16 protein-coding genes are annotated in these 15371 nt (G+C 71.5%); 8 read left to right on the top strand and 8 right to left on the bottom strand.

The genetic code is table 11. The features are described 5' to 3' along the window. Positions 1-731, top strand: a 731-nt coding sequence (locus AB0B29_RS28740; RefSeq protein WP_362244366.1) for a cbb3-type cytochrome c oxidase subunit I, incomplete at its 5' end; no start/stop codon positions are given. Next, entirely contained in the window at positions 728-1078 is a 351-nt protein-coding gene (locus tag AB0B29_RS28745) for a hypothetical protein (protein WP_362244367.1), read from the top strand. The genes AB0B29_RS28740 and AB0B29_RS28745, both read left to right, overlap by 4 nt. A gap of 33 nt (positions 1079-1111) precedes the next feature. Here the strand turns inward: AB0B29_RS28745 and AB0B29_RS28750 are convergent, their stop codons facing one another. Then, positions 1112-1786, bottom strand: a complete 675-nt coding sequence (locus tag AB0B29_RS28750) for a TetR/AcrR family transcriptional regulator (protein WP_362244368.1) — start codon at positions 1784-1786, stop codon at positions 1112-1114. Between the two features lie 195 nt (positions 1787-1981). Between AB0B29_RS28750 and AB0B29_RS28755 the strand changes: the two genes are divergently transcribed. After that, on the top strand, positions 1982-3286 hold the full coding sequence (locus tag AB0B29_RS28755; RefSeq protein ID WP_362244369.1) for a YncE family protein: 1305 nt from the start codon (positions 1982-1984) through the stop codon (positions 3284-3286). On the opposite strand, the gene AB0B29_RS28760 is transcribed toward AB0B29_RS28755, so the two are convergent. The 5 genes from AB0B29_RS28760 to AB0B29_RS28780 all read right to left on the bottom strand — a co-directional run bounded on the left by AB0B29_RS28760 (position 3250) and on the right by AB0B29_RS28780 (position 9308). Further along, complete coding sequence (locus AB0B29_RS28760) at positions 3250-3501, bottom strand: hypothetical protein (protein ID WP_362244370.1); 252 nt, start codon at positions 3499-3501, stop codon at positions 3250-3252. The two genes, AB0B29_RS28755 and AB0B29_RS28760, sit on opposite strands and share 37 nt — an antisense overlap. Further along, a complete protein-coding gene (locus AB0B29_RS28765; RefSeq protein ID WP_362244371.1) occupies positions 3498-4730 on the bottom strand; it encodes an RNA polymerase sigma factor in 1233 nt (410 codons plus the stop codon). The genes AB0B29_RS28760 and AB0B29_RS28765 overlap by 4 nt, the downstream gene beginning before the upstream one ends. Next, on the bottom strand, positions 4730-5080 hold the full coding sequence (locus AB0B29_RS28770; protein ID WP_362244372.1) for a YciI family protein: 351 nt from the start codon (positions 5078-5080) through the stop codon (positions 4730-4732). The genes AB0B29_RS28765 and AB0B29_RS28770 overlap by 1 nt, the downstream gene beginning before the upstream one ends. A gap of 309 nt (positions 5081-5389) precedes the next feature. Beyond that, the gene (locus AB0B29_RS28775; RefSeq protein WP_362244373.1) at positions 5390-7249 is read right to left on the bottom strand and encodes an endoglycosylceramidase; all 1860 of its coding nucleotides are present in this window, start codon (positions 7247-7249) and stop codon (positions 5390-5392) included. Positions 7250-7331: 82 nt separating this feature from the next. After that, positions 7332-9308 (bottom strand): translation factor GTPase family protein, encoded by a 1977-nt coding sequence (locus AB0B29_RS28780; RefSeq protein WP_362244374.1) that lies wholly within the window; start codon positions 9306-9308, stop codon positions 7332-7334. A 188-nt stretch (positions 9309-9496) separates the two neighbouring features. Here AB0B29_RS28780 and AB0B29_RS28785 point away from each other — a divergent pair, with 188 nt between their 5' ends. The 5 genes from AB0B29_RS28785 to AB0B29_RS28805 all read left to right on the top strand — a co-directional run bounded on the left by AB0B29_RS28785 (position 9497) and on the right by AB0B29_RS28805 (position 13898). Further along, complete coding sequence (locus AB0B29_RS28785; RefSeq protein WP_362244375.1) at positions 9497-10603, top strand: XdhC/CoxI family protein; 1107 nt, start codon at positions 9497-9499, stop codon at positions 10601-10603. A gap of 46 nt (positions 10604-10649) precedes the next feature. After that, positions 10650-10982, top strand: a complete 333-nt coding sequence (locus tag AB0B29_RS28790) for a putative quinol monooxygenase (RefSeq protein ID WP_362244376.1) — start codon at positions 10650-10652, stop codon at positions 10980-10982. Positions 10983-11136: 154 nt separating this feature from the next. Continuing rightward, positions 11137-12144, top strand: coding sequence for an NADP-dependent oxidoreductase (locus AB0B29_RS28795; RefSeq protein ID WP_362244377.1), 1008 nt, complete (start codon positions 11137-11139; stop codon positions 12142-12144). Positions 12145-12169: 25 nt separating this feature from the next. Then, on the top strand, positions 12170-13222 hold the full coding sequence (locus AB0B29_RS28800; RefSeq protein WP_362244378.1) for an alcohol dehydrogenase catalytic domain-containing protein: 1053 nt from the start codon (positions 12170-12172) through the stop codon (positions 13220-13222). Between the two features lie 73 nt (positions 13223-13295). After that, positions 13296-13898: a carboxymuconolactone decarboxylase family protein gene (locus AB0B29_RS28805; RefSeq protein ID WP_362244379.1), complete on the top strand. Its 603-nt coding sequence runs from the start codon at positions 13296-13298 to the stop codon at positions 13896-13898. Between the two features lie 4 nt (positions 13899-13902). Here AB0B29_RS28805 and AB0B29_RS28810 read toward each other — a convergent pair whose 3' ends face one another. Together AB0B29_RS28810 and AB0B29_RS28815 are read right to left on the bottom strand one after the other, a co-directional pair. After that, complete coding sequence (locus AB0B29_RS28810) at positions 13903-14712, bottom strand: class I SAM-dependent methyltransferase (RefSeq protein WP_362244380.1); 810 nt, start codon at positions 14710-14712, stop codon at positions 13903-13905. Between the two features lie 33 nt (positions 14713-14745). Next, on the bottom strand, positions 14746-15255 hold the full coding sequence (locus tag AB0B29_RS28815; RefSeq protein ID WP_362244381.1) for a metallophosphoesterase family protein: 510 nt from the start codon (positions 15253-15255) through the stop codon (positions 14746-14748). Between the last annotated feature and the right edge of the window lie 116 nt (positions 15256-15371).

Here is a 15371-nt window from a genome sequence, read left to right on the forward strand (position 1 = left end):
CCGGCGGTGTGCTGCTGCCGTTCTTCTCCTTCATGACGTTCCTCATCGCCGTACCCACCGGCGTGAAGTTCTTCAACTGGATCGGCACGATGTGGCGCGGAAGCCTCTCGTTCGAGACGCCCATGCTCTGGGCGACGGGCTTCCTCGTCACGTTCGTCTTCGGCGGGCTCACGGGTGTGCTGCTGGCCTCGCCGCCCCTGGACTTCCATGTCTCCGACTCGTACTTCGTGGTCGCGCACTTCCACTACGTCATCTTCGGGACGGTCGTGTTCGCGATGTTCTCCGGCTTCCACTTCTGGTGGCCCAAGTTCACCGGCAGGATGCTGGACGAGCGTCTCGGCAAGATCACCTTCTGGACGCTGTTCATCGGCTTCCACGGCACGTTCCTGGTCCAGCACTGGCTGGGCGCCAACGGCATGCAGCGGCGGATCCCCGACTACCTGGCGGTGGAGGGCCTGACGACGCTCAACACGGTGTCGAGCGTCTTCTCGTTCCTGCTCGGCATGTCGATCCTGCCGTTCTTCTACAACGTGTGGACGACGGCGAAGTACGGCAAGCCGGTCGGCGTCGACGACCCGTGGGGCTACGGCCGCTCCCTGGAGTGGGCGACCTCCTGCCCGCCGCCGCGGCACAACTTCGTCGCCCTGCCGAAGATCCGCAGCGAGTCACCGGCGTTCGACCTGCACCACGACGCCGTCGCGGCGGCCGAGCGGGAGCTGACGCACCGATGACCGCCGGGGAGGGGCTTCCCTTGGACCTGCGGGCGTTCCACAACGAGGTCGAGGGCCACCTGCTGGCCGCCGCCGCACACGAGGAGTCCCGGACGGCCGCCGCCCGCTTCACCGCCGGCCTCGACTGGCTGTCGGAGGCGCAACGGGCGGAGGTCGAAGGGCGGTTCGCTGCGGAGCATCTCGCCCTCGCCCGGGCATCGTGGCAGCACACGGCCCGGCGCGGGGAGGAACTGCGGGGCGAGTACGAGGCCTTGTACCGAAGGCTCCGCGCCCGGCTGTTCGCCTTGGCGCTGCTGGGGGTCACGCTGGTGGTGGCGGCGGATCTGGCGGTGCTGGTGTCGGTCTAGTCGGCCCGACCCCGCCCCCGGGGTCCAAGCCCCCTACGCGGTCCCGCCGTCACGGTCCCGCTCCCAGCCCGGCGGCCACAGGATCCCCAGCAACTGCCGCACCAGTTCGTCGGCGACCTCGTCGAGGGTCGCGTCGACCCAGCCGGCGCTCCAGTCGTGCAGAAGGCCGTTGACACTGCCGATGAAGGCCGTCGCGGGGAGGCGGTAGTCGCGGGGGGCGGCCTCTCCCCGTGCGGCGGCCGCGTCGGCCTCGGCGCAGATGAGGTCCACCCAGCCGGCCCGGCGGGCGAGCCGCTGCTCCTCCAGGCGCGGGCTGACGCCGATGATCTCCACGAAGGTGATGCGGATCCGGCGCGGATCGGCGGTGACGTTCCCGGCGTAGGCGCGGAAGATGGCCGTGGCGCGCTCCACGAGCGGCAGGCCCGCCGCGCCCGCTGCCGCCTCCAGCACCGCGGCCTCGGCCCAGCCGTTGACCTGGAGGTGCAGTGCGGCGAGCACGTCCTCCAGGGTGCGGAACTCCTCATAGAACTGCCGAGTGGACAGCCCGGCCGTCTCGCTGAGGGCCGCGACCGTGGTGGAGCGGAAGCCCGGGGTGTCGCCGAACAGCTGGAGCGCGGCGTCGAGGAACCGCCGGCGGCGCTCGGCCTGCCGCTCCTCGGCTGTCTTGCCACCGTAGCGGCCGGTCGGCGCTCTGAGTCTGCCCGGCACCGGCTCTCCCTTCGTCGTTCGAACACTGATTTTGTCGTGCACGCGGTCTTGTGGAGAAGGCCGCCCCTTCCTTACTTTGCAGTAAGTTGACTCTGAAAGCACGTGTGTTCACTTTGCACACGCAGCCCGATTTGGCATGTCCCACTCATCGCTCGCCCCTGTAGCAGCGACCCCACAGCAGAGAGGGGAGCCGTCATGCCCGTCTTCCGACGCCGGCACCTGTGCTCCGTAGCCGCAGCCCTGGCCCTGACCGTCACCGCTCCCGCGACCGCCGCCACCGCGGCCGCTCCCGGCTCCTCCGCCGCGCTGCGCGAGGTGCTGTTCGTGGGCAACAACTGGGACGGCACCGCCGATGTCATCCGGTCCTCCGGTGACTTCGCGAAGATCGGGCGGATCAACGTCATCCCCGACAAGGACGAGCGAATGGCGGCGATCAACGCCGATCCGATCAAGTGGATCTACTTCATGGCGATCCGCAACAGCGTCGGCGAGGGCCACGACCAGTTCGTCGACGACATGTACTCCACGCCGGACGGGACGTCGGTGGTCGTCTCCCGGCCGAGCTTCGCCGACGTCGTCTCGATCGATCTCGCCTCCGGGAAGCTCAACTGGCGCTTTCCCGTGTCCGGTTACCGTTCCGACCACATGGCGGTCTCCCCCGACGGCACACGGGTCGCGGTGTCGGCGTCGACCTCCAACACCGTGCACGTGCTGGACATCGTCTCCGGCAAGGAACTGGGCACGTTCGGCACCGGCGACAAGCCGCACGAGAACATCTTCACCCAGGACGGCAAGTACATCTACAACATGGCGATCGGCGACGTGAACACGCAGACCGACGCCCCGTGGCTGGACTGGACGAAGGGCGACCGGCGCATCACGGTCGTCGACGCCACGACGTTCAAGCAGGTCAAGGTCATCGACATGCGCTCGCAGCTGGACGCGCTCGGCCTCAAGGACTACTCCGACGCCGTCCGCCCGGCCGTCTTCTCGCCGGACGAGTCGAAGCTGTACTTCCAGGTCTCCTTCTTCAACGGCTTCTTCGAGTACGACATCGCCACCGACAAGATCACCCGCACCAAGACGCTGCCGAAGAACCCGGCGACCAGCGACGACCGCACCACCTTCGTCAACGACTCGCGCCACCACGGCATCTCGATGAGCCCGGACGGGCGCAAGTTGTGCGTCGCGGGCACGATGGACGACTACGCCACCGTGGTCGACCGCGCCACCCTCCAGGAGGGCCCGCTCGTCACCGCCTCCAAGCCCTACTGGGCCACGGTCAGCGGTGACGGCAAGTCCTGCGTGGTGTCAGAGAGCGGCACCGACCAGGTCACGGCGATCGACTTCGCCTCCGGGAAGAAGGTCGTGTCCGTGCCGGTCGGCGACCACCCGCAGCGCGTCCGGCTGGGCCGTGTGGCGGCCGACTGGACGAGCCCGGCCGCTGCGGGCTCTGCGTCGGATCACCGCGCGGACCAGGGGAAGACACCCGCTATGTGAAGTCCGGCGAGGTGGACGGCGGCGGGCCGACCGGGCGGGAGCACCGCACGGATGGCGTGCTCGCGCACGTGGTCGCGGATCGCACCGGACGAGTACGTCTTGTCCGCGACCACGTCCGGTGCGTGGCCGGGCGCGGCGTCGGGGAACGCGCAGGCGTGCCGGGACACCGGCGGAGGCGGTGGCGGCCGTGCCGACCTCGACTTCGACGTGCTCACGGAGCAGGATCCGCGCCGCTGAACGGCTCGTCCGGTCCAGTTCGCCGGGTGAGCGCCCTGCGGCGGCTGTCGAGGAACGCGCGTTCCGCCGGATTCCCTGCGAGCACGGCAGCCTTCCCGTAGGCCTGGACGGCCTCGGCGTTCCGGCCCAGCCGGCGCAGCAGGTCGGCGCGGACGGCGTGGAAGACGTGGTAGCCGTCCAGGCCGAGGGCGTCCACCAGGGCGAGGGCCGGTCCCGGACCGTCTGTCTCGGCCACGGCGACAGCACGGTTCAACTCCACGACCGGGCTGGGGGCGATCGCCATGAGCTGGTCGTACAGATCCCGGATCTGGGCCCAGTCGGTCGCTTCCGCGCTGGGCGCGTCGCTGTGCACGGCCTGGATGGCGGCCTGGCACTGGTAGGGCCCTGGCCGGTTCCGGCGCAGGCAGCGGCGGACGAGCGACTGTCCCTCGGTGATCAGGTCCCGGTCCCAGCGGGTCCGGTCCTGCTCGGGCAGCGGCACCAGCTCGCCCCGGAGGCTCTCGCGGGCGTCGCGGCGTGACTCGACCAGGAGCATCAGCGCGAGCAGGCCGGTCACCTCGGGCTCGTCCGGCATGAGTTCGGCCAGCAGCCGGCCGAGCCGCAGGGCTTCCGCGCAGAACTCGGGCGAGCCCTCGTACCCCTGGTTGAAGATCAGGTAGACGACGGCCAGGACTCCGCCCAGCCGGTCGGGCAGGTCGGCGTCGCGGGGCACCCGGTACGGGATGCCGGCGTCGCGGATCTTCGCCTTCGCGCGGACCAGCCGCTGCGCCATCGTCGGTTCCGGCACCAGGAAGGCACGGGCGATCTGCTCCGTCGTGAGGCCGCCGAGAAGTCTCAGAGTCAGGGCGACCCGGGTCCGCAGGGCGAGCGCGGGGTGGCAGCAGGTGAAGATCAGGCGGAGCCGGTCGTCACGCACGGGACCCTCCTCGGACGGCGCGCCGGCGGCGTGCAGCAGGGCCGCCTCGGCGTGCCGGGCCGGCCGGGACGACTCGCGGCGCAGACGGTCGACGGCCCGGTTGCGGGCGGTGGTGATGATCCATCCGGCCGGGCTCGGCGGGACGCCGGTCTCCGGCCAGCGCCGGACCGCCGTGGTGAAGGCATCCTGGACCGCTTCCTCGGCGAGGTCGATGTCGCCGAGGAAGCGGACGAGGACGGCGACCGCGCGGCCGTACTCCGCGCGGAAAACCGCCTCGACATCCACATCCATCAGTCGGCGTCTCCCATGAAGGGGCGCACCTCGATCGGCAGGGTGGTGGCCAGGGCCGCCTTGCGCCCCCACTTCAGGGCGGCGTCCAGGTCGGGTGCCTTGACCAGACAGATGCCTCCCAGCATCTCCTTGCCCTCGGCGTACGGGCCGTCGGTGATCAGGACGTCGCCGTCGCCGGGCCGCAGCACGGTGGCGGACTCCGGACCGTGCAGCCCTCCGGCGAAGACCCACGCGCCCGCCTCCCTCAGTTCCCGGTGGAAGGCCTCGAGGTTGTCTCCGATCTCCTTGAGGGCCTCGGGGGCGGGCGGGTCGCCGACCGGCTGCATCACGCTGAGCAGGTAGTACTTCATGACAGGCCTCCTCGGCCTCTGGTCGTCCGGGTGTCCTTGCACCTCTTACACGAACGACACACCCCCGGATCGACAACCCGCGCCGAGCGACCGCGAGAAAGTCCGAGAAGGCCGCCACCCGCGCCGGCTTCCTGCGCCGGGCCACCGCCTGCTTCGCCGACCAGGGCGTCACTCGGAACGGCCAGTGCGTCACCGTCGCGCGCGTGCTGACCGGCAACCCCTGGGCCGGCACCACCACCGGCCCCACACCGGCATCGGCGGCCGACCGCGGGCCGGCCGCGTCACCCACCTCTCCGGACGGCGCACCTCCTAGGTGACCTCCCTCGCCGCCCACGCCGCCAGTTCGGAGCGGGCCGCGGCGAGCAGGTCCGCCGAGGGAGCCGTCGCCCCGTTGGTCACCAGCGCGTAGTGCAGGACGCCCGAGTCCGGCGCGGTGAGCAGCAGGCGGCGGCTTCCCGTGCCTCCGGGCTCCTGTGCCACGCCGACCGGGGTCGTCGAGGTGTAGGCCGGCGGGGCGTGGACCGCGTCCAGGTCGGAGACGACCGTGGTGGACGCGGTCGGGAAGCTCGCCGGCAGGTGCATCTCGGTGGGCGCCGGGCCGCCGTTCGAGCGCCACAGCAGCAGCCCGTACTGCCCGGACCCCACCAGCCGCTGCACGTTCGGCAGGGAGCCGGGCACCGGGTTCCAGGTCAGGGTCGTCGAGCCGTCCCGGGAGCGGTCCTCGTAGGTGAAGCCGACGGTCTCACCCGCCGTGGCGCTCGGGTAGAGACGGTCCAGGAGCCGGGCGTCCTGGCGCAGCACGGGCTTGTCCTCATCGTCCAGGCGTACGGCGGACAGGTCCTCGTCGTTCCAGGCGTCGCCGGCGGTGAGCACCTTGTCGGGGTTGTCGTTCATCTGCTCGCGATGGCGGCCGTTGTAGATGTCCCACTGCCACTGGGAACCGGAGAGCACGGGCCCCGAGGCCGCCGGGTCGGACCACCAGTCGGCCCCTTTGAGGCGGGAGTCGAGTGCCTGGTACATCGCTTTGAGGACGGTCGGTGCCTTGTCGGAGACGTTGCCCGCGAGCGGGTGCCCGAACTCGCTGACCACGGCGGCCGTCCGCGCGGCGGCGGCCCGGTCGCGGACGGTGCGGAAGTCGCCCGTGTACTGGCCGTCGGCCGCCTTGCCCCACATGAAGACGCCGGAGATGGCCTTCTGGTCGTAGAAGTGGGTGTTGAAGACGTAACGCGGTCCGAGAGCACCGGCGTCCAGCAGGCCGCCCTCCTGCTTCTGGAAGTCGAGGTTGGCGTTCCAGAAGAGGTTCGGCTCGACGAACGCGGGCTTGTCGCGCCACCCTGCCGTGTCCATGCGGGCCCGGAACCTCTCGTAGAAGGGCCAGAGCACGTCCTTCTCCCAGGCGCGGCTGGTCTGCCCGGAGTCGTACACACCCGCGTGCGGCTCGTTGTACGGGTCGAAGCCGACGACGCCCTTGAACTGATCCGCGCTCAGGTGCTGTTGGACGTACGCCATGGTCTTCTGAGCTGTGGCGAGGAAGGCGTCCTGCACGCCGTGCGCGTTGTGCCAGAAGTCGTACGTGGCACGTGTCACCGCTTGATTCTGGGTGATGTTCTGTCCCCAGAAGAGGCAGATCCCGCAGGATTCGTCCGGGTAGTTCCCGGCGTCCACCGCCCACTTGGGGGCCCCGTCGCCGGTGTACCAGCTGTCGGTGTCGAAGAGGTGCCGGGAGTAGAGGTCCTGGTGGAAGTCGGGGTAGACGCGGATGCCGGCGTCGAGGAAGGCCTTCATCTGGTCGGTCGCGGCGGCCAGGTAGGCCGTGTCCACCTGGCCGCGCTCGGGCTCGGCGTACGCCCAGGAGAGCAGGAAGCGGACGGTGTTGCCGCCGCCGAGGGCGCGCAGCGCGGTCGCCGACTTACGGGCGTCGGCGACCGAGGCGAAGGGCAGGCCCTTGTTCTCCGCGAGTTTGGTCTCGCCGGAGACGTTGTAGCCGCGCAGCACGATCTCCCGGCCGTGGGCGTCGGTGAAGCGGCCGTCCCGCACGGTGACCGTCGGATCGTCGAACCAGAGGGAACCGGGCGGGGGCGCGGCGGTGGCCGGTGGTACGCCCGCCACCGAGACGGAGCCGAAGAGGACGACCAGGACAACCAGCAGGCGCGCTCGGATAGTCGGCATGTCCACTACAGTCCGGCGATATCAGGACACCGTCAACACCTCTGACTCCAGAGTAAGTTCCCGTCCGGACAACCTGCACACGTCAACCACCTACCCTCCGTGTCACGTTCAACAAGTACTCCTTCCTGTTCAGCGGGTTGTGGTCGGTGCGCGGGCGCTCCGGGACGGTGCCGTGCACGACCGGTGCGTAGTGGGCGAACGAGCTCTCCAGCTCGCCCTCGCCCCGGGTGAGCCCGGGCAGCCGCTGCCCGAGGGCGTGCACCCGGGCGGCCGGCACGGTGCCTTCGAGGACGCAGAGGTCGTCCCGGTTCCGCGTCGTCTCGGGTACGGCCGCGAGCTGGGCGAGGGCCGGCAGCAGCGCGCCGAGGGTGTCGGCGGGCGCCTCGATGCGGAAGCGGTGCATCGGCTCGTGGACCCGTGTCCCGGCCCGCCGCATCGCCTCCATGAGCACCAGCGGGCTCACGCCGCGGAAGTCGGCGCCCGTGCTGGACATGCTCTTGTCGAAGCCCTGGTGGGCATGGCTCTGGCGGGGCGAGTAGCCGCTGTGGGTCATGGTGACCACGCAGTCGGTGACCCGCCAGCCGTGCAGGCCCTGCTCCAGGGTCTCGCGCACGGTGTCCTCGACGGCCTTGAAGAAGGCGTACGGCATGGACCCGAGCTCCACCTCCAGCCGGAAGCCGACGCCCGAGCCGACCGGTGCGGGCTCGACGCGCAGGCCGACCGTCGCCAGGAACGGGTTGGGGTGCTTCTTGTTGAACTCCACGGCCTGCCCGGTGCCGACGAGCCGTTCGACGCAGAGCGGGGTGGTTTCGCGGAAGGTGACCTCGAGGCCGTACTCCCCGGCGAGGGTGGCCTGGATGACCTCCTTCTGCACCTCGCCGTACAGGGAGACGGAGGTCTCCTGGCGGAGTTCGTCGCGGCGCAGTCCGATCAGCGGGTCCTGTTCGGCGAGCTGGGTGAGCGCCAGGTGGAGCGCTCCCCGGTCGGCGTGCGGGCCGGGGACGACGACCGTCTCCAGCGTCGGCGGAGCGAAGAAGTGCTGGGACGCCGTGCGCGGTTCGCCGATCGCGTCGCCGATGCGGATGTCGCCGAGCCCGGTGAGACGGGCGATCCGGCCGGCGGCGACGGAGTCCTCGCGCAGGTCCGTGCCGTCACCGAAGACGCTGATGCCGGTGATCCGGCCCTCGGCACCGTCCGTTCCGAAGGGGACCCGGTCGCGGGTGCGCAGGGTCCCGGAGAACATCCGGGCGTAGGCGACCTTCTCCCCCGCCGGGCCCCGGTCGACCTTGAACACGGTGGCGGAGACCGGCCCGTCCGCGTCCCCGTCGGCCACCGGCAGCAGGGTTTCGATGCCGGACAGCAGCGCCTCCACCCCGGCGCCGGTGGCGGCGGAGCCGAAGTAGACCGGGTGGACGAGCGCCTCCCGGGTCCGGGCGACGAGGGAGCCGTGCAACAGCTCGTCCGTGAGGGTGTTCTCGACGTACGCGGCCAGCAGCGCGTCGTCGTGCCCGCTCAGGACGTCCAGGGCGCCGGCGGGTGCGGGATGGCCGGGGGTGAAGCGGGCCGCGCGGGTGCCGAGGCCGGTGGCGGTCCCCATCGGCACGATCGAGGGCGTCAGCCGCGCCGAGATCTCCCGCAGCACCGCCTCGTGGCGCGCCCCGCTCCGGTCGATCTTGTTGACGAAGAGCAGCGTCGGGATGCGCAGCCGCTGGAGCGTCCGCATCAGCACCCGCGTCTGTGCCTGCACACCCTCCACGGCGGAGATCACCAGGAGGACGCCGTCCAGCACGCCGAGGACGCGCTCCACCTCGGCGATGAAGTCGGGGTGGCCAGGGGTGTCGATGAGGTTGACGGTCACGCCGTCGAGCGGGAACGAGACGACGGCGGACTTGATGGTGATGCCGCGCTGCCGTTCCAGGGCGAGGGTGTCGGTACGGGTGTTCCCGTCGTCGACGCGGCCGATCTCGTCGATCACCCCGGCCGAATGGAGCAGCCGCTCGGTCAGGCTGGTCTTACCGGCGTCGACATGGGCGAGAATTCCAAGGTTGAGCATGTGCACGAAGCGTCATGTCCTTCGGAGAGAGATCCGTTCCTGGCTGGGGGGACATGCACGCAGTGCGCATTCGGAACTCCTCGGGACTGCTCGACGTCGCTGTCCCGAGCAGTGCAGCAGACCGGCGGGGGGGCCACAACGGAATTAACCGCCGCGGGGGTACCCGGCGAGTGCCCGACGGACAGGAGTGGCTCGTGCGTGACGTTCTCCCGGTGCTCGGCCGCTGGTACGCGGCAGGGGTGCCGTTCGGCCTCGCAACGGTCGTCGAGGTCAGCGGCAGCGCGCCGCGCGACGCCGGCGCGGCGATGGCGGTGGGCCCGGACGAGGAGGTCGTGGGCAGCGTGTCCGGGGGCTGCGTCGAGGGAGCGGTGTTCGAGCTGGCCCAGGAGGTCGCCGCGGGCGGCGAGGCCCGGCTGGAGACCTTCGGCTACAGCGACGAGGACGCCTTCGCGGCCGGCCTGACCTGCGGCGGTGAGATCACGCTGCTCGTGCGCGCCGTCACGCCCGAGCGCGATCCCGGCTTCGGCTCGGTCGCGGACTCGGTCGCGGCGGGCGAGCCGGTCACGGCGGCGACCGTGGCCGACGGACCGGCGCCGCGCGGGGCCGCCCTCGCCGTGTGGCCGGACCGCACTCTCGGCACCCTCGGCACGAGCGGCCTGGACGCGGCCGTGACCGCCGACGCCCGCGGCGAACTCGCCCTCGGCGCCACCGGCATGCGGCACTACGGGTCCGAGGGGCAGCGCCGCGAGGACGCCGTCAGCGTGTTCCTGCAGTCCTTCGCGCCGCCGCCACGGATGCTGGTGTTCGGCGCGATCGACTACGCCGCGGCCGTGGCCCGCATCGGCGGCTTCCTCGGCTACCGGGTCACCGTCTGCGACGCCCGCCCCGTCTTCGCCACGCCCCGGCGCTTCCCCGAGGGCGTCGAGGTGGTCGCCGAGTGGCCGCACCGCTACCTGCGCGACACCGACACCGACGAGCGCACCGTGATCTGCGTTCTCACGCACGACCCGAAGTTCGACGTGCCGCTGCTGACGGAGGCCCTGCGCCGCCCGGCCGCCTACATCGGGGCGATGGGTAGCCGCCGCACCCACACCGACCGGGCCGCACGGCTGGCCGAGGCCGGACTCACGGAAGGCGAGCTGTCCCGGCTGCGCTCACCGGTCGGCCTCGACCTGGGGGCCCGTACACCCGAGGAGGTGGCGGTGTCCGTCGCCGCCGAGATCGTGGCCCTGCGCTGGGGTGGCACCGGAGCGCCGCTCACCACGACGGAGGGGGCGGTACATCCGCGCCGGTCCTCCTGAAACAGTGATCACGACAGCGCACCGACACACCACCGGAGGGAACCCCATGATCTTCATCACCGCCAAGTTCCGTGTCCGCCCCGAGCACGCCGACCGCTGGCCCGAGATCGCCGCCGATTTCACCCGGGCGACGCGCGCCGAGCCCGGCTGTCTGTGGTTCGACTGGTCGCGCAGCGTGGACGAGCCGTCGGAGTACGTCCTGGTCGAGGCCTTCCGCGACGACGAGGCCGGAGCCGCACACGTACAGTCCGCGCACTTCAAGGCCGCGCAGCAGACGCTGCCTCCGCACCTGGCCGAGACGCCGCGCATCGTGAACGCGAACGTCCCGCAGGACGACTGGTCGCTCCTCGGGGAGATGGCGGTGCCGGGCCACGATTAGGCCGAGCCGGAGCCCCGGCGCGTCGGCCACGACCGGGCCGGCCGCCCGCACGGGCCGTAAGTCGTAGCGGCCCGGCCCTTGCCCCGGCCGGCGGGCACCCGTACGCTCACGGCCGTACCGACTGGGCGGTATGCAGCCGAGGAGAGTCGCCAAGATGAGCACGATCAACCGCCAGATACGCCTGGCCGCACGTCCCGTGGGAGAGCCGCGCCCCACCGACTGGGAGCACGTCGAGGAGCCGGCGGGGCAGCCGGGCGAAGGGGAGTTCCTGGTGCAGGTGCTCTGTCTGTCGATCGACCCGGCGATGCGCGGCTGGATGAACGCGGGCAGGTCCTACATCCGGCCGGTGGAGATCGGCGAGGTGATGCGTGCCGGCGCGGTGGGCAGGGTGGTCGCCTCCCGGCACCCCGGGTTCGCGGTCGGGGACCATGTGTCGGGCACGTTCGGCGTGCAGGAGTACTGCGTGTCGGACGGACGCGGCGTGACCAAGGTCGACCCTGCGGCCGCTCCCCTGCCGACCTATCTCGGCACCCTTGGCATGTCGGGCCTGACGGCCTACTTCGGACTGATCGAGGTCGGGCGTCCCGAGCCGGGGCAGACCGTCGTGGTCTCCGGAGCGGCCGGGGCCGTCGGCAGCGTCGTCGGGCAGATCGCCAAGATCCTCGGATGCCGGGTCGTCGGCATCGCCGGCGGCGAGGCCAAGTGCCGGATGGTGGTGGACGAGTTCGGGTTCGACGCCGCGATCGACTACCAGAGCGAGGACGTCCGCAAGGCCCTGCGCGAGCACGCCCCCGACGGCGTCGACGTGTACTTCGACAACGTCGGCGGCGACGTTCTGGACGCCGTGCTGCTGCGGCTGGCGCGCGGTGCCCGCGTCGTGGTCTGCGGCGCGATCTCCCAGTACAACAGCACCAAGCCGCAAGGCCCCGCCAACTACCTGTCGCTGCTGGTGAACCGGGCCTCCATGACGGGCATCGTCGTGTTCGACTACGCCGAACGGTACGCGGAGGGCATCGCGCAGATGGCCGCGTGGCGGGCGGAGGGCCGGCTGAAGTCCCTGGAGGACGTGGTGTCCGGCTCGGTCAGGGAGTTCCCCGAGACCCTGATGCGCCTGTTCCGTGGTGACAACCGCGGCAAGCTGGTGCTGAAGATCGCGGACTGACCGGGCCGAGGGAGGGAGAGAGCCGATGAAGGCGCTGACTTACCACGGCCGTCACGACATCCGTTACGGGGACGTCCCCGGCCCGGCCGTCACCAGCCCCGCCGACGCGGTGGTGCGGGTGACCGCGGCCGGCATCTGCGGCAGCGACCTGCACATCTACGGCGGCAACGCGTTCAGCCCCGAACTGGGCTACACGCCGGGGCACGAGTGCGTCGGCGTGGTCGTCGACACCGGCAGCCAGGTCACCCGCTTCAAGCCCGGTGACCGGGTTCTGGTGCCCGCCTCCGTCGGCTGTGCTCAATGCGGACAGTGTGCGGCCGGGTTCACCGCCCGCTGCGAACGCGCCACGTCGAGCACGGAGCTCTGCTACGGAGTCGGTCCGAAGCTGCCGGGCAGTCAGGCGGAGGCCCTGGCCGTGCCCTGTGCCGACGTCAATCTGGTGCGTCTGCCGGAGGACATCTCCGACGAGGCGGCCGTCGTCCTGACGGACAACGCCCCCACTGCCTGGTACGGCTGCCGTCGTGCCCGCATCCAGCCCGGTGAGACCGTCCTGGTCGTCGGCCTCGGCCCGGTCGGTCTGATGGCCGCCCAGTCCGCCTTCGCGATGGGCGCGGCCCGGGTGCTGGGGGTGGACCTGGTCGCGGAGCGCCGCGCCTTCGCCGCGGGTCTGGGCGTCGAGCCGGTGGAGGGCGACGATGTGCGGTCGGCCGTCCGGGACATGACCGCCGGTCGCGGGCCGGACGCCGTGGTGGAGGCGGTGGGTTCCGACGCCACCATCCAGCTCGCCGTCAAGGCCGTCCGGCAGGCGGGCCGGGTCAGTGTGATCGGGGTCAGCCAGAACAAGGCGTTCCCGTTCCACATGTACCTGGCGCAGGTCAAGGAACTGGAGTTCGCCATCGGGCTGTGCTCGGTGCACTACGAACTCCCCGCCTTGATGGCCCTCACCCGTGCCGGACGGCTCAAGCCCGAGGTCGTGGTCTCGCACCGCTTCGCCCTTTCCGAAGGACCGGCGGCGTACGAACTGTTCGCAGGCCGCTCCGACGGCGTGCGCAAGATCGTTCTCGACCCGACGGGCTGACTGTTCACCGCTCTCCCCTGCCGGGCGTGCCTCCGGTCTCCTAGGGTGAGTCCCTCGGAGACTGGAGGCAGCCATGTCACAGCGCCACGAAGCCGCCCGACCGGCCCGTCCGCGGCTGAAGCCGCTCCCCGAAGAACAGTGGGATCCGCGGACCCGGGAACTGCTGGCCGCCGCTCCCCACGACCCCGGGGGCGGGATCCCGAACATCTTCACCACGCTCGTGCGCCACCCCGATCTCTACGAGCGGTTCCTGCCCTTCGGTGGGCTGTTGCTCGCCGGGGGCCGGCTGCCGGGGGAAGTGCGGGAGTTACTGATCCTGCGCACGGCATGGAACACGGGCGCGCGGTACGAGTGGGGGCGGCACCTCCCCCTGGCCAGGGCCGCGGGCGTCACGGACGCGGAGATCGACCGCATCGGCGAGGGGCCTGAGGCGCCCGGCTGGACGGACCTCCAGCGGCACCTGATCAGCGCGGCGGACGAGCTGCACGAGGATGCCACGATGTCCGACGCGACCTGGGAGGGTCTGGCCGGGCACTTCGGCGACGCCGAACTGATCGAGGTCGTCATGCTGGTGGGGCAGTACCAGATGGTGGCCTTCTTCCTGAATGCCACCGGTGTCGAACTGGAGCCCGGTTTCGACAGCACCGGCTTCCCGGAGGGGAACGGCTCCGGGTGAGTCGCTACGAGCCGTCGGCTGCCGGCCTGCGGCCCCACGCCGAGATCATCGGCGAGGTGGCGAGGTCCAGGCGTCCCGCCTCCACGGCGGCGAGATGCCCGTCGATCTCCTCGTCCGTGGCGAGACCCGCGGCGACGAGCCGCTCCCGGACCTGCCGGACGGTGGCCGCCTCCAGGACGTCGCAGGCGGGCGAGGTGAGGGGGAAGTAGGCGTCGGCCTCGACGTCCACGAGGCCCGCCTCGCGCAGCAGCCGGGGCAGTCTGCGCCCGTAGGAGAGGTCGGCACCGCGTTGCCGCAGCAGTTCCCGGAAGCCGGTGCGCAGCCGGTTGGCCCGCTGTTGCTCGGGGCCGTGCTCGTCGGGGCAGATCAGCGGCTGCAGCGCGGGGTCGGCGTCCTCGACCAGCAGTACTCCCCCGGGCCGCAGGGCCCGCACCATGGAGCGCAGCGCGGCCTCGCGCTCGGGGACGTGGACCAGGACGAGACGGGCGTGCACCAGGTCGAAGGGGCCCGGCGGAGGGGCGTCGCGGCCGACGTCGTGCCGGAGCACTTCGACTCCCGCGGTGGCGTCCGTCCCGGTCCAGGACACGTCGATGTCGGTGGCGAGCACCCGCCCGGAGGGCCCGACGCGCTCGCGCAGCCACGCGGCGACACTCGGCCCGCCGGCCCCGACCTCCCAGCACCGCCAGCCCTCGGCGATCCCGGCCGCCTCGAAGTGGCGGAACGTCGAGGCGTCGAAGAGGGCCGCCAGCGCGTCGAAGCGCGTGCCCGCCTCGGCCTGCCGGTTGTCCAGGAGGTACCCCTCGTCCTGACTCATGAGGCGATCATGCCACGGGCCCGGTGGGGCGGTTCAGCGCGGTGTGCGGGGCGGCAGCCGGTGCAGTTCCACGTCCGTGAGCCGCCCGTCGGTGACGGCGGCGGTCATGTACGTGCAGTGGGGCTGCCGGCGGCGGTCCGTCGGGGAGCCCGGGTTCAGCAGCCGCAGGCCGGTGGAGGCCGTGCTGTCCCAGGGGATGTGGCTGTGCCCGAAGACCAGCACGTCCAGATCGGGGAAGCGGGCGGCGCACCGCTGTTCCCGGCCCTGCTTGGCGCCCGTCTCGTGGATCACGCCGAAGCGCAGCCCGCCCAGCTCGGCGTACGCCACCTCGGGCAGCCGGGCGCGCAGATCCGGCCCATCGTTGTTGCCGTACACCCCGACGAGCCTGCGGCAGCGCGCCTCCAGCAGATCGAGGGTGCCGGTGTCGACCCAGTCCCCGGCGTGGAACACGACATCGGCGTGCGGGAGTGCGGCGAGCAGGGGGGCGGGCAGTTCCCTGGCCCGTCTGGGCAGGTGGGTGTCGGACATCAGCAGCAGTCGCACATCATCACCCTAGAGGGTCCCGTTCAGTATCCACTCGGACGTGGATGCGGGCCGCGCGGCCCTGGTACGGGACCGTCTCCAGGGCGGCGATGGCACCCCCGCAGACCGGAGCTGCC

Source organism: Streptomyces tibetensis (assembly GCF_040647715.1).
GTDB classification, from domain to species: domain Bacteria; phylum Actinomycetota; class Actinomycetes; order Streptomycetales; family Streptomycetaceae; genus Streptomyces; species Streptomyces tibetensis_A.